Genomic DNA, 19,029 nt, shown 5'->3' with positions numbered 1-19,029 from the left:
TCGACGTCGCGCTTAAGGTGCTCTGCCTGAACAACGGGAAGGCTGGTGAACTTCACCTCTTCCTGTTGAGAGGGCGGGGCCGAAGGGGGTGACCAATCGGACATTCGAGCGCGGCACGATCCCAGCCTCCGAGATCCGCTGCCGCACGATAGGTGCTTTCCAGAAACGACATGAGCGTCCCCTCTGGATCGCTTGACTTCCTCACAATGTCGTAGGCCAGGAGATATTCTCCGAGCTTCCGATCGAAATATGCGCCCGTCGGCAAAATCTGTTCGTCGGCAAAGCCGTTCGGAGTGGGATAGGCATAGGAGTAGAAAGCCGCAAAGTCTGTGCCGCCTCCGCCCGGCCAGAAGCCGGCGGATGAGACTTCATCACTGTACGCCTCGCGCGTCACTTCATCAGGTAAACCCGGTACGCCCCCCGGGTGAAGCGGAGCAGGACGTCCGGAGAAGCGCGTCACCGCGAGATCGAAGCTGCCCCAAAAGAGATGGACTGGACTGACCTTTCCGGTGAAGCCCGTCCGAAACCGATGAAAAACACCGTCGATTGCAACCAGGGCCCTGAAGAACCGCGTGGCGGCGTCTGCATCATAGGGGCGGATCTGACGGTCGTCCTGAAAAGCGATTGGATCAGGGACTTCATTGGGCCGGCCGTCGAATTCCGGTGTGCCGCCGAGACGTCCCACCAGCTCACAGAACCTGGTGTGGAAGTCGGCAACGGACATCGGCCCGAGCGCCATTTCAACCCTGCGCCCGTCAGAGGCCTCTGCGATCACGATATGGCGGGAGAGATCGAAGGTGATCTCGATACCTGAGGCGTCTGGAACCAGTGAAGTCGTGAGCCCGCGAGCATTCACGTAGAAAGTCGCGTGCCATGAATGGTTGATCCACGGCGTCCTCGCGAGCCGATACTTGCCGGCAACTTGGCAATACAAATGAAGCGCAGAACAGGTTTCGCGCCATGTCTCGAAGGGGATTTCCGGCCAGATCGCGCTCATGGGGTTTCCTCCTTTGTGCTTGGTCGCCCGGACGAGGCGCTCGTATCGTTATTTCACATATGAGCCTTGACGATGGCGCGTCGCCAAGTTCGTTGAGGTCCGGCCATTTTCCCAAGGCTATCGGCGGTCCGGTTCCTTGCACGCCACGTCCGGTCTGCACTTAAGAGCCGACGCTTGGACGAGCGTCGCGTTAGTCAGCCTCGGGCCAATAGCTGACCCTTTCCGTGCTCAAAGCGCCTCATTATGCTAGCTCTTCGAGTAGCGCCTTCGCCTGCTTCAAGTCCAACGTGTCGAAGCCCTCGGTGAACCAGCCGTAGATCGGCGCGAGAAGATCGCGCGCTTTGCCGTGTTTACCCTGGTCGCGCCAGAGCCGGGCGAGGTTGGAGGCGGCGCGCAGCTCCAGTAGGCGCGCATTTTGGCCTCGTGCGATTTCGAGCGAGTGGCGGTAACTGCCTTCCGCCTCGGCAACGTTCCGATCAGCTTGTGCCAGCAGCACGTCGCCGTAACATCGCTGCACCTGGGCATCGCAAACGCGCTCCTCGGATCGTTCGACGCACGCGAGAGCCTCCATAACGGCCGCGAGCGCGTCGTTAGCTCGTCCCACTCTCAAATATGCCTCAGCCAACACCACGAGATGCATGGGCATGAGCAGTGCCGCTTCGGCTGATCGCCATCTGGCAATTCCATCACGCAGCTGTTCAAGCCCGGCCTCGACATCGCCGCCTTCCACCTTCGACCAACCGGCATAAATGCCGCCGCCGGCGAGCCATAACGCGAAATCCTGCTTCGAGCATTCGGCGATCAGGGCGGCTGCGCGTTGGCGCAGTAGCCGTTCGTCGCGACGGAAGAAATGACAATAGCACGCGTGCAACAACGCAAATGCTGTGCTGGGGCGATGCGACAGCATTTCGGCATGCGCGATCGCCTCGTCGATTCTCCTGAGCGCCTGATCGAGATAACCCATCTGCGTGAGCGTGAACGAAGCCAGATAACCTTTGCACGCGACGAGCGGATCGTAAGCGTATCTAAACGCGAGATCGCGGTGAGTGAGAGGGTCGTAGTGCCCGATCGCCTGTTCTAGATGCTCGCGCGCCGCGTCAAGCTTGCCGAGATGGATCAGACTTATGCCCACCGAGCGGTGGCCAATGACCAGCGCGGCGGGATCGTGCGTGCGTTGCGCGGCGCCGAGCGCCCTCTGGGCCACCTCTTGGCTCGCTCGTAATTCGGCTCGAACGAGGTGAAACACGTATTGGCCATACAGCGCCGGAAGAAGCTGAGACGTATTCCCGAGCCGCTCGCAAAGCTCAAGGGCACGCGCGAAAGCCGATCCGGTCTCGGGTGCCGCCCAACCTCTGGTCGCGATCAGAGTGCCGCCCAACGCAACTTGTAGATCGAGTTTCAACTGAGACCGCTCCGGCGTCTCTGGCAACGTGCCGAGAAGCGACAAAGCGCGCGTCAATTGGGTCCGCGCCTCGACCATTGCTGAGCGCCGGATGGCCAACTGGGCCGCCTTGCCCCAGTACACAGCCGCCTGGTCGATTGCTTCCGCTTCGGCGCAGTGATGAGCGAGCAGTTCCGGCCGCGCCTCGACCTTCTCCGGAAACCGCTCCGCCAGCCCTTTGGCAACGCGCGCATGGAGGTCCCGCCGCGGTTTTCGCAAAAGAGTGGCGTACGCCGCATCCTGCACCAGCGCGTGCTTGAAGAGATAGGTGGCCTGCGGCGGCATACCTCGCCGAAACACCAGCCCGGCTTCGGCGAGCTGATCGAGTGCGGCATGCAGTTCGGCGACGCTGCGATCCGCCACCGCTGCGAGAAGTTCGTAGGAGAAATCCCGCCCGATCGTGGCGCCGATCTGGGCGATCTCCTTGGCCCGGGGGCCGAGCCGATCCAGCCGCGCCATCAGCGAGGCATGCAGCGTCGCGGGCACAGCAAGGGCTCGGTGTGGCGATCTGGCCAAGAAACTCGCGCCGTCGTCGTTCGCGCCGCTTTCGAGCGCCGACTTTGTCAGCTCCTCGACGAACAGCGGGACACCGTCGGTGCGTTGCACGATCTCTGCCACGATTTCATCCGGCAAGTCCTTGTTGCCCGCGATCCGCCGCACCAGCGCGACGCCCTCTGCTCGATCCAGCCGATTGAGCGTCAGTATCGTGACGTGCGCCTGGCCAACCCACGGCGGCGCATATTCGGGGCGAAACGTGACAATTAGGAGAATGGGCAAGCCGCGAACCCGGTCGACGACGTAATCGAACAGCTCCCGGGAGCTCGGATCGCTCCAGTGCGCGTCCTCCAAGATCATCAGCACGGGGTGGTGGCGGGCCAAGCCCTCGAGTTGCCGGAGCAACGCCTCAAACGTCTTCTCTTTTTTCTCTTGTGGCGCGAGCGAGAGAGGCGGGAAGCGGCCTTCAGTCGGAAGTAACAGGAGTTCGGCCAGCAGCGCCTCGTCTTCTGGCGGGGGCGCGGCAGGGGCAAGTAGCGCCGCCAATTTCTCAAGCTTCGCCTCGGGCGTGTCCTCACGCTCGAAGCCAGCAGCCCGTTCGAGCTGCGCAATAATGGGCTGCAACGCGCTGTCCTGATGGTGCAGTGAGCAGAAATAACGCAACCGCGTGTGCGGCTCGAAAGCAAGTCGTTCGATGACTGCTGCAGTGAGCCGTGACTTGCCAATGCCCGGTTCGCCAGAGAGCAACACTGCTTGGCCCTGGCCGGTCTTTGCTTTCGACCAGCGCCGCAGCAGTAGTTCGAGTTCTTCTTGGCGCCCAATGAGTTCAGTCACTCCACCCGCGTGTAGGGCCTCGAAGCGGCCCTCGACCAAAGAAGGTCGTAGCGCCGCCCAAGCTCTGATGCAGCCCGGGATGCCTTTGAGTTCCTGAGGTCCAAGGTCCTTTAGTTCAAACAGATCGCCCAGGAGCTTTCGCGTGCTCTCGGCGACGATCACCGCGTTGGGCTCAGCCATGGCTTGTAGGCGCGCGGCAAGATTGGGAGTTTCTCCGATAATATCGCGCTCCTCTGCCTCCCCAGATACGATCAGATCGCCAACAACCACCAGCCCGGTCGCGATGCCGACGCGGGCTTGCAGCGGAAAAGAAAACTTGAGCGCGCGCACTGCAGCAATCGCTTCCAGTCCTGCACGCACGGCCTGCTCGGCGTCGTCCTCGTGCGCCTGCGGATAGCCAAAATAAATCAGCACGCCGTCGCCCATGTATCTCGCGACGAAGCCACCTAAGCGGCGCACAGTATCGGCGACGCACGTCTGATAGGCCGAAATGATCTCCCGCAGATCCTCGGGGTCCATACGTGCGGAGAGCGACGTCGAACCGACGAGGTCCGAGAACATCACGGTAACCTGGCGGCGCTCGGCGGTGTCGTTGGCGGCTTTTCGACCTTCGGGAGGAGCCTCGGATAGGGGCACCGGTGCGCCCGCTTCAGCGCGCAAAGCGGCGATGGCGTCGAGCAGCTTACGGCGATGCCCGACAAATCCGATACCAAGCTCCTTCAAGTCCTCCGCGGTCAAATTCGGCAGGACCGTGTCGTCGATTTCATTGTCGCGGAATACGGCCTCATATCGTTCGAGGCCATGCCTCCGCAGCCAACCTCCGACATCCATGGCGGCCGCCCTAGTTCGCCTAACGCTGTATGATCCCTCAGGCGAGACAGCCTGTCTAGGGTGCCGCTTTTTGGATGACCGGTTTGGGTCAAAAGCGCCGTTCTGACCAGCGGTCGGGTGCTTCCGGTTTACCCCCGACTCCGGACATCTCGCCGCGACGCGCTAACGGAAGCGATGGGCCACGAGCAGATCTTCGTGCGCACCTGTCACGAAGCCTGGTGCATCGAGTCGAGCTCGGCGATAAGGCGTGTCAGGTTTGCTACAGCCCGTGGACGGGCCTCGCGCAGACGCTCGAGGATACGTACTCCTTCGGGACTTGACCTTACGCCGGTGTCCGGAAAACCAGTGCCGGATAACCTATGCTGGTCGATCCAACGACGCAGCTCCTTATCGGCCCCCATCGCCGTTCATTTCGCAAAGTGTCCAGCATCGTGCTCAAATAATCTGCCGCGAGCTCTACTGACGGAATTGGCGCACATAAGTCATTCTTGATCGCGTCATCGCCATAAGATGCTTCCACATGCGCAATCAAGGCCGCACTCAAACTGAGACGTCCCGGGCGCACCTGCTGGCGCGTGATCTCTTCCGCATCAAAGACCGAAACCGACGGGCGTTTCCTGAATGCTTTCGCGGTACAATCGACATAAAGGTCGTCCGGCGCCGCTTCGACCTTGCCTCTCTCGAGAACTATGGCGTCGCGTCGGTGGACCGAACACTTTGCTGTGGACACTACCGGGATGGCCGGGGCGCTTGCCGATCAACAAGGGCTTCCCGGTCTCTTGGGACCTCACCCGCGCCCACTCTTCAGCCTTGGCTATGGCCTCATCGCGGCCCGCAGCTTGAATGATGCTGCGAGCATAGGTGTTGTCGTTGTCGCAAATATCGACAAGCACAGCGTCACTTTCGTCGTTCATCGTCCCCGCGTGATAGCTAATTGGTAGCTACGCGACCTTTTGAACCAACCCGATTTAGGCTGAGAACATTGGTACAGTTGGGTGGGCTCGAACCACCGACCTCCTGTTCCACAGACAGGCGCTCTAACCAACTGAGCTACAACTGCATCCTGGCGAGCCGCGCCTTGGGACGCCCTGATTGGGCCGGTCACCGAGGGGGCTGGACGGGGCGGAAACTAGGTGCAACGGGGGTTTTTGGCAAGGCCGCAATGGGGTGAAAAACCGGCGGAAATCACCTTCGGTGCGAGGAAATCGGACGCGGTGGCGGGCGTCGAGGGTTGCGCCCCCCTCTCTCGCTTGCGGCAGGGCAGCGCATATGACGCTGGCGCTTAGGGCGCTGAAGCTTCCACATCGTCATGGTCGGGCTTGTCCCGGCATGACGACCTTCCCGGATTCCTACATGTGCAAGCAGGAGAGGTGAAAAAAACCCGGGCCTTTCGGCCCGGGTTTCTTAGCTCAAACCGGCCTCACCGCTCAGGCGGCGGGCTGGTAGAACTTCGAGGCGCTCGCCTTGATCGGCTCGGCGGTCTCGGCGGCGACGCGCTGGGTGAGCTCGACCAGCTCCTTGGCCTGGGACTGGAAGGTCTCGAGCTGCTTGCGGGCGTGGCCGGTCCACAGCTCCAAGGCTTCCGACGGCGACTTGGCGCCGAACAGCTGCTGGGCGAAGTCGAGCTGGGCGTTGGAGTTGGCCTTCATGAACTCGACCAGCTTGGCGGTGTACTCGCTCGCGCCTTTGCTGGCGCAGGTGAACACGGCCTCGACGGTGCCGTTGTGGGTTTCGGCGGCGTCCTTGAACTTGGCGTAGTTCTCGCGGGCCTGCGCCGCGCCCTTCTCGGCGAACGCACGCATCTGCTCAGGAACCTCGAACGGGATGATCGAGGCAGAAAACGGATCAGTCGCACCTGTCATGTTGGTCCCTCACGCAAATTGAAAAAGTGGAGTGAGCCTTCTGGCGCGCCCGCCGGCCCCGATTGTGGACCCTGGCATTGAGCGGGAACGTAAGACTGGAAACGCGAAACAAACGAGATGGCTCGCCCAGCGCCCAGCACTATGGCTGCCTATCATGTCAACATTGTGCATCGCAATCGTCCTGAGGATGCGTTGCGAAATTAATCTCGTAGAGGGTGAAGTTCCAAGGCGGGGGAACCGCGGGTTGAGGTAGTGCGGTGCCTGCTTGGCCGCCTTTTGCCCACCGTTGGGGAGGAGGGTCAGCTCGCTACGGGTCAGCCATGCGAGGCGCGGCGGGCTGATCTGTCCACATGAGGATCGCCTGCGGGGAGAGACTGTCACCCCACCTCGGTTCGCTCTCCGTTTCGCTGCATGCGAACCGATCCTCCCCCTCCAGGCCCTCCAGAGGAGGATGGGCAGCTGCGATGCCGCGTGAAGGCACATCTCTTGGCAAGCCAGCCTGAAGACGCGAATCCCTTGGCGAATCCCTTGGATGAAGCTGGCTGCGGCTTGCGGGTCTGGGCGCATTAAGGTTATCGCCGCTTGGGGGGCTCTTGCGGGCTTGCGGCCGTGGACCTGCCCGCGCCTTCCGGGCGATACTAACCCTTTCTTAAGGCTGCCATTCCCGGCGGCCGCCCTGATGCGTGAGCGACAGCCGGCCTTATGACGCGTTCGGATTTCCAGTTGCGAGGGGTAGGCGATCCGCGGCTGGCCGTGCATGCGACCTCTCCTTTGCCGGCCTGGCTGTGGTCGATCGACGGCGCGCGCGTGCTGTGGGCCAATCCAGTCGGCGCAAGACTGTTCGGCGCGGCGAATAGCGCAGGCCTTGCGGACAAGGTGTTCGGCCCGGCGGATAGCCATCGCCGTCAGGTTATCAGGCTCGCGCACCAGCTGCCGGCGAACGGCGCGGTGCGGCTCGAGCGGCTGCGCGGCTTCGGCGCCCGGCTCGGCACACTGATGACCTGCGCCTGCGCGCGGCTCGACTTCGCCGATGGCGGCCATGCCGTGCTCATCACCGCGATGGACCCGACGCTGCGCCCGATGCCGCTGGTGGAGCGGCTGCATCGCCTCGTTGCGGGCGCCAATGTGCCGATGGCGGCGTTCGCGCCGGATGGATTGTTCGTCGGAGCGAGCGAGGCAGCCCGCTCCCTGCTCGGCTTTCGCGATCTCTTTGAGGCCGGCCTCGATCGGGCCCGCAGCGATGCGCTGACAACCGGCCGCGCCGCGACGCCGATCGGGATCGGCCAGATGGTGCTGCAGCGGGTCGGCACCGGGGCCGATGTCGGGCTGGTCGCGCTGATCGAGCCCGGTGCCGCGCACAAGGCGCCCGCAGCGGTCGCGCCGGAGAACACGACGAATGCCGTCGCCGAAGCGCCGGTTGAATCCGCACCGCGGGAGGCCGCGGTGACGGGCGAGCCGTCATCGCTGGAGGAGCCGGGCGGCATCGCATTGTTCGACGCCTTCGCGGAGCCGGTCGACGCAAACGAAACAGCCGAGCCGATGACGCCCGCGTCCGAACCGGCCGAAGCGGCCGTGGAGGCGCCGGTTCCCGACCAGAGGAGTGAGGCCGCGGCCAAAACTCCGGTTGAAAACCACTGTTCGGCCCTTGTGTCGGCGCAGGCTACGCCGATCACTGTCGGCATGGTCGAGCCGCCGTCGGGCCAAGGGGCCTCGGGCCAGCAAGAGCCGCCCGCACCGCGTCAGCATCCGCTGCGCTTCCTCTGGCAGTCGGATGCAGAGGGCCGCTTTGTGCTTCTCTCCGATGAATTCATCCGCCTGATCGGCGCGCGCACGGCCGCCGGCTTCGGCCGCCCCTGGCGCGAGATCGCCGAGCAATTCTCGCTCGATCCGGACGGGCGCGTGGCAAAGGCGCTCGAGAGCCACGACACCTGGGCCGGCATCACCGTGAGCTGGCCGGCCGATGGCGGCGAGCACATTCCGGTCGAGCTTGCGGGCCTGCCGGTCTACGATCGCGAGCACAACTTTGCGGGCTTCAAAGGATTCGGCGTCTGCCGCGATCTCGACGGCCTCAACCGGCTCGAGGCGCTCAGGCGCTTCGAGCCGCTCGGCGCGCCGCCGGCGCAGCAGGGCCGCTCCGCTGACGTCGTCGAACCTAAGCCCAAATCCGAAGCAGAGCCCGAAGCAGCGGCGGCGGCGCCGCCAGTCGAGCCACCCGAGCCGACAGCCGAGCCCGACCTGCCAGAGCCCACAAGCGACGCGACTTCACACCCAACCGATCTGGACACGCCCGTGGAAACGCCTCCCAATGTCGTGCCGTTCCGCCCGCCCGGAGATACGCGCGCCCCGACGCTGACGCCGGTCGAGAACAGCGCGTTCAACGAGCTCGCTCGGCAATTGTCCGAGCGGCTCGAACGCGAGCGCGAGACCATCGCGGCGGATACGGCCGAGCCGGCGGCGGAGATCTCGGCCGAACCGCCGGAGCCGCTGCAGGCTGCAGCCGAATGGCTGGCCGAGCCGGCACCGCCGGCGAGCGGCGCCAGCGCGCGCGACCGCATGCTGCTCGACCTCCTGCCGACGGGCATCCTGATCTATCGGCTCGACCGCCTGCTCTACGCCAATCCCGCCTTCCTCGCGCGCATGGGCTATGCCAGCCTGAACGCGCTGGAGGATGCAGGCGGACTTGACGCGCTCTATGTCGAGCCTGGCGTGTCATCGGCGAGCAGCACCTCGCAAGGCGGCACGCCGGTTGCGATCAGCGCGACGGTCGCGAACGGGCAAGCGCCGCTGGCGACGACAAATGCGCATCTGCACACGATCGACTGGGACGGCGAGAGCGCGCATGCGCTGATCTGCGCAGGGCCGCAGGCGGCCCCCATCACCGCGGCGGCTGCCGTCACAGAGACCCTGGTGGCCGACTCCGTTGTCGCGGACTCCTACGCGGCGGACGTGGAGCCCGCGGCCGGCGATGCCGATGCCGAGGATCTCGCCGCCATCCTCGACACCACCGCCGAGGGCATCGTCATGTTCGATGCCGAAGGCAACATCCACGCCTGCAACCGCAGCGCGGAAGCGTTGTTCGGCTATGACGGGCAAGCGCTGCTCGAGCAGAATTTGCTGACGCTGTTCGCGCCCGAGAGCCAGCAGATCGTCGCCGACTATCTGGGAAGCCTGAAGAGCCAGGACATCTCCAGCCTGCTCGACCACGGCCGCGAGGTGCTGGGACGCGAGAAGAAGGGCGGCGTGATTCCGCTCGCCATGATCATGGGCCGCACGCGGCCGGACGGGCCGAACTTCTTCGCCGTGTTCCGCGACCTCTCGCAGAGCAAGAAGGGCGAGAGCGAATTGATCCAGGCCCGCCGCCTCGTCGACGGCGCAGCCAATGCCAAGGCCGACATGCTGGCGCGGATCAGCCACGAGATCCGCACGCCGCTCAACGCCATCATCGGCTTTGCCGAGGTGATGATCTCCGAACGCTTCGGCGCGCTCGGCAACGAGCGCTATGGTGAATACATGAGGGACATCCGCGCTTCCGGCGAGCGCGTCATCACCATCATCGACGATTTGCTGGAGCTGTCGCGGATCGAGACCGGCAAGCTCGATCTCAATTTCGCCAACCTCAATCTCAACGACCTGGTCGAGGCCTGCGTCACGGTGATGCAGCCGCAGGCCAATCGCGAGCGCATCATCATCCGCACCTCGCTCGGGCATGCGCTGCCGCAGGTGAACGCGGACGCGCGCGCGATGCGGCAGATCACCATGAACCTGATCTCGAACTCGATCCGGCTTGCGACCGCCGGCGGCCAGGTCATCGTCTCGACGGCACTCACCGACCGCGGCGAGATCGCGCTGCGCATCCGCGACACCGGCCACGGCCTCACCGAGCGCGAGGTCGCCGCCGCAATGGAGCCGTTCCGCACCCCGCCGCCCGGCGATGCCGCCGACAATTCCGCGCTCAGCCTGTCGCTGACGAAAGCGCTGGTCGAAGCCAACCGCGCCCGCTTCAACATCAAGAGCGCCGGTCATGGCACGCTGATCGAGGTCGTGTTCGCACCGGCGCTGGCGAAGACTTAGAGCGTGTCGCGCCCCCCGGCCTCTCGCTTCAGGAGAGGTGAAGCAAAGCTCCTGCGCAGGAGCTGGTTCCAGAACCGGGCTCTGCTGCGATCACCTATCGCTTCGCGGGCGGACCACTCTTGTTGCCCGGCATGCCCTTGACGTTCGAAGGGTCCTGCTCCTGGACCGAAAGATTTGGGGAGGCCGATCCGACTGTTCCCTTCTGGGCGGGCGGACCGCTCTTGTTGCCGGGTGCTCCCGCGATGCCCGCGCCTGAATTCTGCGCGCTCGGGGACGTGGCAACACCACTGTCGGCACGGTTGCGATCGCCCGGCATGGTTGCGGCCGTGCCCGGCTTATCCTGCTCTCCGACATATCCCGAAGCGCCGGAGTTTTCCGTTTTGATGCCCTTGTCCGCCTCACTCTGCATGTTCGGGTTCGGCGTTGTCTGCTGCGCGATCGCCGGCGCCGCCAGGAGCGGGATCGTCGTCAGGATTGCTGCCATTGTTGAGCGCATGAGCGTTCTCCTCCATCTGCCCCGTCGCGCATAACGCGCGGCCAGCCAAAGATTTCCTGCGCTCGACGAATAAGGCTTCGGTTGCAGACCAGCTTTGCGGCACGGTGGTTCAAACAAAAGGGCACGGCACTTGCCGTGCCGTGCCCTTTTCGTGTTCCTTGCGACGATCTCAGTGATAGATCTCGAACAGGCCGGCGCCGCCCTGGCCGCCGCCGATGCACATCGTCACCACGCCCCACTTGGCCTTGCGGCGCGCGCCTTCCTGCAGCAGATGGCCGGTGAGACGGGCGCCGGTCATGCCGAAGGGATGGCCGATCGCGATCGAGCCGCCGTTGACGTTGTACTTGGCGGGATCGATCTCGAGCTTGTCGCGGCAATATAGGCACTGGCTGGCGAAGGCCTCGTTGAGCTCCCACAGATCGATGTCGTCGATCTTGAGGCCGGTACGCTTCAAGAGCTTCGGAATCGCGAACACCGGGCCGATGCCCATCTCGTCGGGCTCGCAGCCGGCGGTCGCCCAGGCGACGAAGCGGCCGAGCGGCTTGAGGCCGCGCTTCTCGGCATCCTTGGCTTCCATCAGCACCACGGCGGCGGCGCCGTCCGAGAGCTGGCTGGCATTGCCGGCGGTAACGTACTTGCCCGGGCCCTTCACCGGCTCGAGTTTTGCCAACCCTTCCATCGTGGTGTCGGGCCGGTTGCACTCGTCGCGATCGACGACGTAGTCGACGATGCTCTCGGCCTTGGTCTGCTTGTCGACGACCTTCATCTTGGTCTTCATCGGGACGATCTCGTCCTTGAACTTGCCGGCCTGCTGCGCCGCGGCCATGCGGCGCTGCGATTCCAGCGAGTACTCGTCCTGGTATTCGCGGCTGAGCTTGTAGCGCTCGGCGACGATGTCGGCGGTGTCGATCATCGCCATGAAGATGTCGGGAGCGACCTTGAGCAGCTCAGGATCGATCGATTCCTTCGGCGAGCCGCCGCCCGGGATCGAGATGCTTTCGACGCCGCCGGCGACGATGCAGTCGGCCCCGTCGGAGCGGATCGAGTTGGCCGCCATCGCGATGGTCTGCAGACCCGAGGAGCAGAAGCGGTTCACCGAGACGCCGGCGGTGGTCTTCGGCAAGCCCGCAAGCAGCGCCGCCTGGCGGCCGATGTTCGGCGCGCCATGGGCGCAATTGCCGAGATAGCAGTCCTCGACATAGTCCTTCTCGACGCCGGCGCGGCTCACAGCATGCTTGATGGCGTGGGCCGCGAGCGACATCGGCGGTGTGATGTTGAACCCGCCGCGGCCGGATTTGGCGAGACCCGTGCGCGCATAGGAAACGATGACGGCTTCACGCATTGTTTTCTCCCTTTTCGAACGATTTGGAACGGAGCATAGCTACGAGGCGTTCTGGGCGCCATTGGTACACAGTTCGGCAGGCGCGGGGAAAATAAAAACGCCGCCTCCAGTGAGGGAGGCGGCGTTGTTCCGTGGGTCGGAATATATGGTGACGGGCGTGATTAATCTGGCTCTGTCGACTTGCCCTGTCACCTCTCCCTACGGGAGAGGTGAAAATCAGAACGACAGCGCCTTGACCTGCTTGACCTGCGGCAGGGCCTGCACCTTGGCGAGCACGTCGGCCGGCACGGCGCCGTCGACCTCGACCAGCGCAATGGCATCGCTGCCGGGCGCGACGCGGCCGAGATGGAAGGTGGCGATGTTGATCTTGGCATCGCCGAGCAGGCTTGCGAACTTGCCGATGAAGCCCGGCTTGTCCTCGTTGGTGATGTAGATCATCGACTTGCCGAACTCGGCATCGACGCGGATGCCCTTGACGTCGACGAGGCGTGGCTTGCCGTCGTGATAGACGGTGCCGGAGACCGAGCGCTCCTGGCGTTCGGTCGCGACGGTCACGGTGATCAGGCTCTCATAGTCGCTCTGGGCGGCGCGCACGATCTCGTCCACCACCATGCCGCGCTCCTTGGCGACGACCGGCGCCGAGACGACGTTGACCTCGCCCAGCATCGGCCGCAACAGGCCCGACAGCACCGCGGAGGTGATCGCCTTGATCTTCATCTCGGCGACATGGCCCTCATAGGTGATCTCGACCTTGAGGATGCCGGTCTCGGTGAGCTGGCCGGCGAAGGAGCCGAGCTTCTCGGCAAGCGCGATGAACGGCTTCAGCTTCGGAGCTTCTTCGGCCGTGATCGAGGGAAAGTTGACGGCATTCGAGATCGCGCCGGTCAGGAGATAATCCGACATCTGCTCGGCAACCTGGAGCGCAACGTTCTCCTGGGCTTCGGTGGTGGACGCGCCGAGATGCGGCGTGCAGATCACATTGGGATGGCCGAACAGCACGTTCCTGGTAGCGGGCTCCTCGACGAAGACGTCGAAGGCGGCGCCGGCGATATGCTTGGAGTTGAGCGCATCGACCACCGCCTGCTCGTCGACGAGACCGCCACGGGCGCAGTTGATCAGGCGGACGCCCTTCTTCATCTTGGCGATCGCAGCCGCATCGATGATGTTCTTGGTCTTCTCGGTCAGCGGCGTGTGTAACGTGATGAAATCGGCGCGCTTCAAGAGGTCGTCGAGCTCGACCTTCTCGACGCCGATGTCCTTGGCGCGCTCCGGCGACAGGAACGGATCGAACGCGATCACCTTCATGCGCAGGCCGAGCGCGCGGTCGGCGACGATCGAACCGATGTTGCCGCAACCGACGACGCCGAGCACCTTGCCGGTGATTTCGACGCCCATGAAGCGGTTCTTCTCCCACTTGCCGGCCTGGGTCGAGGCGTCCGCCTGCGGGATCTCGCGAGCCAGCGCCAGCATCAGGGTGATGGCGTGCTCGGCGGTCGTGATCGAATTGCCGAACGGCGTGTTCATCACGATGATGCCCTTGGCCGTGGCGGCGGGGATCTCGACGTTGTCGACGCCGATGCCGGCGCGGCCGATCACCTTCAGCCTGGTCGCCTTCTCGATGATCTTGGCGGTCGCCTTGGTCGCGGAGCGGATCGCAAGCCCGTCGTAATTGCCGATGATCTCGGCGAGCTTGTCCTTGTCCTTGCCGAGATTGGGCTGGAAGTCGACCTCGACGCCGCGGTCCTTGAAGATCTGCACGGCAGCGGGCGAGAGCGCGTCGGAAATGAGAACTTTGGGTATGGTCATGGGGATGATCCGTGGTGCGTGCTGCATTTACGGAATGTCATCCGCGGGCTCGACCCGCGGATCCATCATCGATTGATGGATGGCCGGGTCAAGCCCGGCCATGACGAAGATGGTTTGGTCAAGCCGCCTTTGCGAGCTGTGCCTTGGTCTCGGCAAAGGCCCAGTCGATCCACTGCGTCAGCAGCTCGACGTCCTTCGCCTCCACCGTGGCGCCGCACCAGATGCGCAGGCCCGCCGGCGCATCGCGGTAATAGGCGAAGTCGTAGCCGGCGCCTTCCTTCTCGACCAGCGCCACCAGCTTCTTGCAGAAGTCGGCCTGCGCGTCCGCCGGAAGCGAGGTGATCGCGGGATCGGTGAACTTCAGGCACACCGAGGTGTTGGAGCGGATCGCAGCGTCCTTGGCCAGGAAGTCGATCCACGGCGTCTTCGCCTTCCAGTCGGCGAGCACCTTGGTGTTGGCGTCGGCACGCGCGATCAGCGCCTTGAGGCCGCCGATCGACTTGGCCCAGTTCAGCGCGTCGAGATAATCCTCGACGCAGAGCATCGACGGCGTGTTGATGGTCTCGCCGACGAAGATGCCTTCGTTGAGCTTGCCGCTCTTGGTCAGGCGGAAGATTTTTGGCAGCGGCCAGGCCGGCTTGTAGGTCTCCAGCCTCTCAACGGCACGCGGCGAGAGGATCAGCATGCCGTGCGCGGCTTCGCCGCCGAGCGCCTTCTGCCAGGAGAAGGTAACGACGTCGAGCTTGGACCAGTCGAGAGCTTGCGCAAACGCAGCCGAGGTCGCGTCGCAGATGGTCAGGCCTTCGCGGCTCGCGCTGATCCAGTCGGCGTTCGGCACGCGCACGCCCGAGGTGGTGCCGTTCCAGGTGAAGACGACGTCGCTCTTGGGATCGACCTTGGAGAGATCAGGGATCTCGCCATAGCCCGCGTTGAGCTTGGTGACGTCCTTCAGCTTCAATTCCTTGACGATGTCGCTGACCCAGCCCTCGCCGAAGGATTCCCAGGCGAGCGTGGTGACGGGCCGCGCACCCAGCAGCGACCACAGCGCCATCTCGACCGCGCCGGTATCGGAGGCCGGCACGATGCCGATGCGGTAATCGGCGGGAACCTCGAGCACCTCGCGCGTCAGGTCGATGGCTAGCTTGAGCTTGGTCTTGCCGATCTTCGCGCGATGCGAGCGACCGAGCGCTGCGTCCTTGAGATTTTGGGCATTCCAGCCGGGGCGCTTGGCGCAGGGGCCGGAGGAGAAATGCGGCACAGTCGGCCGCGAAGCGGGCTTCGCTACAGTCATGATCTACCCTTCCAGATAGTAAGCCTCCCGTTGGGGGGAGGTGTCCCGCCGCGGCTGATACGGGAAACGTGAAGGGCAGTCAAGGAAGTTCCGGGGCCTCACGCGCCGGTGATGGCGTCTCGGGCACGGTATTTGGGGATTCCACCACGGCCAGCGCATTCAGCATGTCCGTGGCATCGCTGATCAATTGCGCGGCCCTGCGACGGCTGCCGACCTTCAAAATGCATTTGTCATTGGCCTGCACGACGTAGTCGTTGCCGACCTTGATCATTGAATAGCTTGTCATCGAAATCCGCGAACCGACCGAGTTCGGTGTCAGAGGCTGCCGTAGCACCGTTCGTTCCCATGGGAACGTGAACGACCGCCGGGTAGTTTATCAGCTCTTAAGATGAACGAATGCGAGGCTCGATTTCGCTGATCGCACAGCGCTCGCGTCGCGCTGCCTCAAAAGCGGACAGTCATGCCGACGTGACTGGCGGTGAATCCCAGCCGTTTGTAGAAGCGCTGCGCATCGATTCGCGTCTGATGCGTGAGCAGTTCGACCAGATTGCAGCCGCGCGCCTTTGCTTCCGTCACCGCCCATTGCACCAGCTGCTCGCCGATGCCGCGGCTGCGACAATCGGAGGCAACGCGAACGTCCTCGAGCAGGCCGCGCACGCCGCCTTGCGAGCTGATGCCCGGCAGGATCGCGAGTTGCAGGCAGCCGACCACCCTGCCCGCGCTCTCGGCAACCACGAGCGTCAGATTCGGATCGCGCTCGACGCGCGCGAATGCGTCGTAATAGGCGGCGGGCAACGGATTCTCCACGCGCTCGCGCGCGCGGCCGAGATGATCGTCGGCGAGCATCGCCACGATCGCGGCGACGTCCTCGCGGCGCGCGGGACGGATGCAGACGGCTTCGTCGTTCATGTCAGGCAACTCCGGATTCAGCGCACCGGCGAAAGGCCGAGAAACGCTTCGACTTCGCCGATCCAGCGGCGGACGGACGCATGACGGCCAAGATCGAAGCCGCCTTCATGCGCGAGGCGGGTATAGGCGAGCAGCGACACGTCGGCGAGCGAAACCTCATTGCCGGCGAACAAGCGGCTGGTGGAGAGATGCTGCTCCATGCGGTCCAGCGCCGCATAGCCGCGCTTGACCTTTTCAGGATCGAGCTCGGCGACGTCCTTGCCGAGATAGACGATGAGGAAACGGCACACCGCGATATAGGGCTCGTGGCTGTACTGTTCCCAGAACAGCCATTCGTCCATCTTCGCCGCAGCGAAGGGATCACGCGGAATGAGGACGCTGTCGCGGGCGAGATAGCGGATGATGGCGTTGGACTGTGCCAGCGTGCGGCCGTCGTCGAATGCGACGGTCGGCACCTGGCCGGCGCCGTTCATCTTCAGGAATTGCGGCGTGCGCGTCTCGCCCTTGCTCGTGTCGACCTCGATCCACTGGTAGGGCAGCGCGAGCTTGTCGCAGACCCACTTCACCTTCAGACAATTGCCGGAATTGCTATCGCCGTAGATCTTCATCGCTGCCGCCCCGCTATTGAGCGACAGAGCATCAGGACGAAGCGGCCGTGTCAACGACTACGACCGCCGGTCTAGAACTTGTAGCCGGCGCCCAAACGAAAATTGTTCAAGTTGACCGAGATATTCTTGGCGTTCGAGAACCCGACGTGTTCCCATTCGCCGCGCAGGATCACACAGTCGAGCAGCGCGTATTCGATGCCGATGCCCCCCGTCCAGCCATAGATGAAACTGTTCACGCGCCGCTCGGACTGCGTCATCAAAAAGGGGCCAGCGGTCGTGCGGCTCGCGGCGCCGGTGGTCGGGTCCGTAAAGTCGTCGTATTTCAGATACGACACTGTCGCAAACCTCGACACATCAGCACGTCCGATCGCAAGGCCGCCGAACGCATAAGGCATGAAGTCTCCACCGGACCATCCAACCCGACCTCGGAAGGTCACATAGTCCTTGAGCTGCAACGCAGCGCCGCCGCCGAGCGTCGTGTTGTAAGTATAGGTGTGATTCGGTGGCGCGGCTTCGCCGGGGATCAACCGCGTCATGGAATCGCTCGCCGTGCTCGCGAGATTGTTCATGTAACTGTAGTTCGCTTCAACGCCCATCACGGCGTCGTAGTATTGCCAATTCCGGCCGACAAAGGCACCGAATCCCGTCGTCTGGACGTGATTCTTCGGTAGCAGCGACCATCCGCCAACGGGAGCCTGCAGGATGCTGTCGCGCAACACGAAATCCGTCATCGATTTCGGAGCCCGGCTGAAGTCGATCTCGGTCGTGGCAAAGCCGAACTGACCACCGACGTAAAAGCCATCCCAATTGACGGAGGACTTCGACAGGCCGTCGGTGAAACCGCCGCGCAGGATCGGCAGGTCCGGCATGTCGGCCGCGTGCGCGGCAGACACCATCCCCAACATCGCCGCTGCCAACAAAAGCCTGCGCATCGCAACGCTCCAAATCGGACTCGAACTTTCGCTGATGATCATGGCTCGTTAACCTTAACCAATGGTTGCGTCCGGCGATTTCGCCGCGGTCGAGCCATGAAAAATCCGCAAAGCAAGACGGCGCGGGATGATCCCGCGCCGTTAAGAGACGTTAAGCGATGAGGCTGCCGCTCAGCCCTTGGTGACCAGCGGCGCATGGTAGACCGGCGCCGGCTGATCGAGATTCCAGCGCACGCCGAGCATCAGATCGTGCGAAGTGATGTCCTTGACTGTAAAGGCGCTGCCGTTCACCACGGTGACGCCGTCGAAAGAGCGAGTGGGCCCAGTCACTGCGTCGCCCAGATTGATGTAGCGATAGGCGAGATCAAGCGTCACGTTTGGCGTAACCTTGTAGGCAAGGCCGGCGTGCACGGCCCAGGCTAGATTCCATTTGCCGGAATCGCCCGCATAGGTGACGCTGCTGCTCTGAACGCCGCCCGTCGAGATCACGCCGTCATCGCGGAAGCCGCTGAGACGATTATACGCGCCGCCGAGACCGGCACCGACATAGGGCGTGACGCACCACCAGGTACCGAGATCGACATAGGCGTTGGCCATGACGACCCATTCCGACTTGCTCCCGGAGTAATTGTCGACAAAGAACTGGTTATTGGCAGCGGCATAGGCTGAGTTCGCTGGGACGTTCTGCGAACCGTGAAGGTTCGCCTTGCCACGATATTCACCAGTGAGATCGGCACGGAACCAGTTGTTGAACTGATAACCAACACCGAGCTTGTAGAGCGGAGAGCTGTCGAAGCCGAAGCCGTTGTTCTGCAGCGAGCCGGGGAAGTTGGTGTTCACTCTGTCGATGCTCGCGCTGTGCAGGCTCTTCATGCTCTGGTTGGTCATGCCGATGTCGCCGCGCAGATACCAGCCGCCGAAATCGGCGGGCGGAGCCGGCGGCGCGTACATGGGAGGGGGCGCGGCGATCGGCATATCGGCGGCGAACGCCATCGACGAGATCAGGGTTGCCGCACCCGCGGCAAGGAGAGACTTAACGCTACGCATTGGCTTCGTCCTTATTGGCCGGTGAGGCAAAATGCAGAGGCCCCACGTTCTGGAAACTCACGACGCG

General features: G+C 63.6%; 14 protein-coding genes and 1 tRNA gene. 1 reads left to right on the top strand and 14 read right to left on the bottom strand.

Features of this window, described 5'->3' with window-relative positions:
* Window positions 1–52: 52 nt before the first annotated feature.
* The 5 genes from BRAD3257_RS05810 to BRAD3257_RS05795 form a co-directional block, all read right to left on the bottom strand.
* Window positions 53–997, bottom strand: a complete 945-nt coding sequence (locus BRAD3257_RS05810) for a DUF5996 family protein (protein ID WP_122401054.1) — start codon at window positions 995–997, stop codon at window positions 53–55.
* Window positions 998–1,238: 241 nt separating this feature from the next.
* On the bottom strand, window positions 1,239–4,598 hold the full coding sequence (locus BRAD3257_RS05805; protein WP_122401053.1) for an adenylate/guanylate cyclase domain-containing protein: 3,360 nt from the start codon (window positions 4,596–4,598) through the stop codon (window positions 1,239–1,241).
* A 590-nt stretch (window positions 4,599–5,188) separates the two neighbouring features.
* Entirely contained in the window at window positions 5,189–5,512 is a 324-nt protein-coding gene (locus BRAD3257_RS39200) for a hypothetical protein (RefSeq protein WP_129146192.1), read from the bottom strand.
* A 69-nt stretch (window positions 5,513–5,581) separates the two neighbouring features.
* A tRNA-His gene (locus BRAD3257_RS05800) sits at window positions 5,582–5,658 on the bottom strand.
* Between the two features lie 367 nt (window positions 5,659–6,025).
* Window positions 6,026–6,460, bottom strand: a complete 435-nt coding sequence (locus BRAD3257_RS05795; protein WP_122401052.1) for a phasin — start codon at window positions 6,458–6,460, stop codon at window positions 6,026–6,028.
* 702 nt (window positions 6,461–7,162) lie between these two features.
* On the opposite strand from BRAD3257_RS05795, the gene BRAD3257_RS05790 reads away from it, so the two are divergent.
* Complete coding sequence (locus BRAD3257_RS05790; protein ID WP_122401051.1) at window positions 7,163–10,531, top strand: PAS domain-containing sensor histidine kinase; 3,369 nt, start codon at window positions 7,163–7,165, stop codon at window positions 10,529–10,531.
* A gap of 94 nt (window positions 10,532–10,625) precedes the next feature.
* Here BRAD3257_RS05790 and BRAD3257_RS40715 read toward each other — a convergent pair whose 3' ends face one another.
* The 9 genes from BRAD3257_RS40715 to BRAD3257_RS05745 all read right to left on the bottom strand — a co-directional run bounded on the left by BRAD3257_RS40715 (window position 10,626) and on the right by BRAD3257_RS05745 (window position 18,962).
* The gene (locus tag BRAD3257_RS40715) at window positions 10,626–10,847 is read right to left on the bottom strand and encodes a hypothetical protein (RefSeq protein ID WP_376707306.1); all 222 of its coding nucleotides are present in this window, start codon (window positions 10,845–10,847) and stop codon (window positions 10,626–10,628) included.
* A gap of 349 nt (window positions 10,848–11,196) precedes the next feature.
* Window positions 11,197–12,369 (bottom strand): thiolase family protein, encoded by a 1,173-nt coding sequence (locus BRAD3257_RS05780; RefSeq protein WP_122401049.1) that lies wholly within the window; start codon window positions 12,367–12,369, stop codon window positions 11,197–11,199.
* Window positions 12,370–12,585: 216 nt separating this feature from the next.
* Entirely contained in the window at window positions 12,586–14,175 is a 1,590-nt protein-coding gene (serA, locus tag BRAD3257_RS05775) for a phosphoglycerate dehydrogenase (protein WP_122401048.1), read from the bottom strand.
* A gap of 118 nt (window positions 14,176–14,293) precedes the next feature.
* Window positions 14,294–15,466, bottom strand: coding sequence for a phosphoserine transaminase (locus tag BRAD3257_RS05770; RefSeq protein ID WP_122401047.1), 1,173 nt, complete (start codon window positions 15,464–15,466; stop codon window positions 14,294–14,296).
* A 79-nt stretch (window positions 15,467–15,545) separates the two neighbouring features.
* Window positions 15,546–15,737, bottom strand: a complete 192-nt coding sequence (locus tag BRAD3257_RS05765; protein ID WP_244607864.1) for a hypothetical protein — start codon at window positions 15,735–15,737, stop codon at window positions 15,546–15,548.
* Window positions 15,738–15,910: 173 nt separating this feature from the next.
* Window positions 15,911–16,375, bottom strand: a complete 465-nt coding sequence (locus tag BRAD3257_RS05760; RefSeq protein ID WP_122401045.1) for a GNAT family N-acetyltransferase — start codon at window positions 16,373–16,375, stop codon at window positions 15,911–15,913.
* Between the two features lie 17 nt (window positions 16,376–16,392).
* Window positions 16,393–16,983 (bottom strand): glutathione S-transferase family protein, encoded by a 591-nt coding sequence (locus BRAD3257_RS05755; RefSeq protein WP_122401044.1) that lies wholly within the window; start codon window positions 16,981–16,983, stop codon window positions 16,393–16,395.
* Between the two features lie 71 nt (window positions 16,984–17,054).
* On the bottom strand, window positions 17,055–17,957 hold the full coding sequence (locus BRAD3257_RS05750) for an outer membrane protein (RefSeq protein WP_244607863.1): 903 nt from the start codon (window positions 17,955–17,957) through the stop codon (window positions 17,055–17,057).
* A gap of 129 nt (window positions 17,958–18,086) precedes the next feature.
* Complete coding sequence (locus BRAD3257_RS05745; RefSeq protein WP_122401043.1) at window positions 18,087–18,962, bottom strand: outer membrane protein; 876 nt, start codon at window positions 18,960–18,962, stop codon at window positions 18,087–18,089.
* Window positions 18,963–19,029 lie beyond the last annotated feature (67 nt).

The sequence above is a fragment of the Bradyrhizobium vignae genome (assembly GCF_900324035.1).
Taxonomy (GTDB): Bacteria; Pseudomonadota; Alphaproteobacteria; order Rhizobiales; family Xanthobacteraceae; genus Bradyrhizobium; species Bradyrhizobium vignae.
Note: the sequence above shows the minus strand (reverse complement) of the source record. Positions and strands in the feature narration are given on the sequence as shown.

Excerpts from the sequence above, each read along its gene's own strand:
- BRAD3257_RS05805 (WP_122401053.1), bottom strand. The coding sequence starts at position 4,598 with ATGGATGTCGGAGGTTGGCTGCGGAGGCATGGCCTCGAACGATATGAG.
- BRAD3257_RS40715 (WP_376707306.1), bottom strand. The coding sequence starts at position 10,847 with ATGCCGGGCGATCGCAACCGTGCCGACAGTGGTGTTGCCACGTCCCCG.
- BRAD3257_RS05765 (WP_244607864.1), bottom strand. The coding sequence starts at position 15,737 with ATGATCAAGGTCGGCAACGACTACGTCGTGCAGGCCAATGACAAATGC.
- BRAD3257_RS05810 (WP_122401054.1), bottom strand. The coding sequence starts at position 997 with ATGAGCGCGATCTGGCCGGAAATCCCCTTCGAGACATGGCGCGAAACC.
- BRAD3257_RS05795 (WP_122401052.1), bottom strand. The coding sequence starts at position 6,460 with ATGACAGGTGCGACTGATCCGTTTTCTGCCTCGATCATCCCGTTCGAG.
- BRAD3257_RS05750 (WP_244607863.1), bottom strand. The coding sequence starts at position 17,957 with ATGATCATCAGCGAAAGTTCGAGTCCGATTTGGAGCGTTGCGATGCGC.
- BRAD3257_RS05780 (WP_122401049.1), bottom strand. The coding sequence starts at position 12,369 with ATGCGTGAAGCCGTCATCGTTTCCTATGCGCGCACGGGTCTCGCCAAA.
- BRAD3257_RS05755 (WP_122401044.1), bottom strand. The coding sequence starts at position 16,983 with ATGAAGATCTACGGCGATAGCAATTCCGGCAATTGTCTGAAGGTGAAG.
- BRAD3257_RS39200 (WP_129146192.1), bottom strand. The coding sequence starts at position 5,512 with ATGAACGACGAAAGTGACGCTGTGCTTGTCGATATTTGCGACAACGAC.
- BRAD3257_RS05760 (WP_122401045.1), bottom strand. The coding sequence starts at position 16,375 with ATGAACGACGAAGCCGTCTGCATCCGTCCCGCGCGCCGCGAGGACGTC.
- BRAD3257_RS05745 (WP_122401043.1), bottom strand. The coding sequence starts at position 18,962 with ATGCGTAGCGTTAAGTCTCTCCTTGCCGCGGGTGCGGCAACCCTGATC.
- BRAD3257_RS05790 (WP_122401051.1), top strand. The coding sequence starts at position 7,163 with ATGACGCGTTCGGATTTCCAGTTGCGAGGGGTAGGCGATCCGCGGCTG.
- BRAD3257_RS05770 (WP_122401047.1), bottom strand. The coding sequence starts at position 15,466 with ATGACTGTAGCGAAGCCCGCTTCGCGGCCGACTGTGCCGCATTTCTCC.
- serA (WP_122401048.1), bottom strand. The coding sequence starts at position 14,175 with ATGACCATACCCAAAGTTCTCATTTCCGACGCGCTCTCGCCCGCTGCC.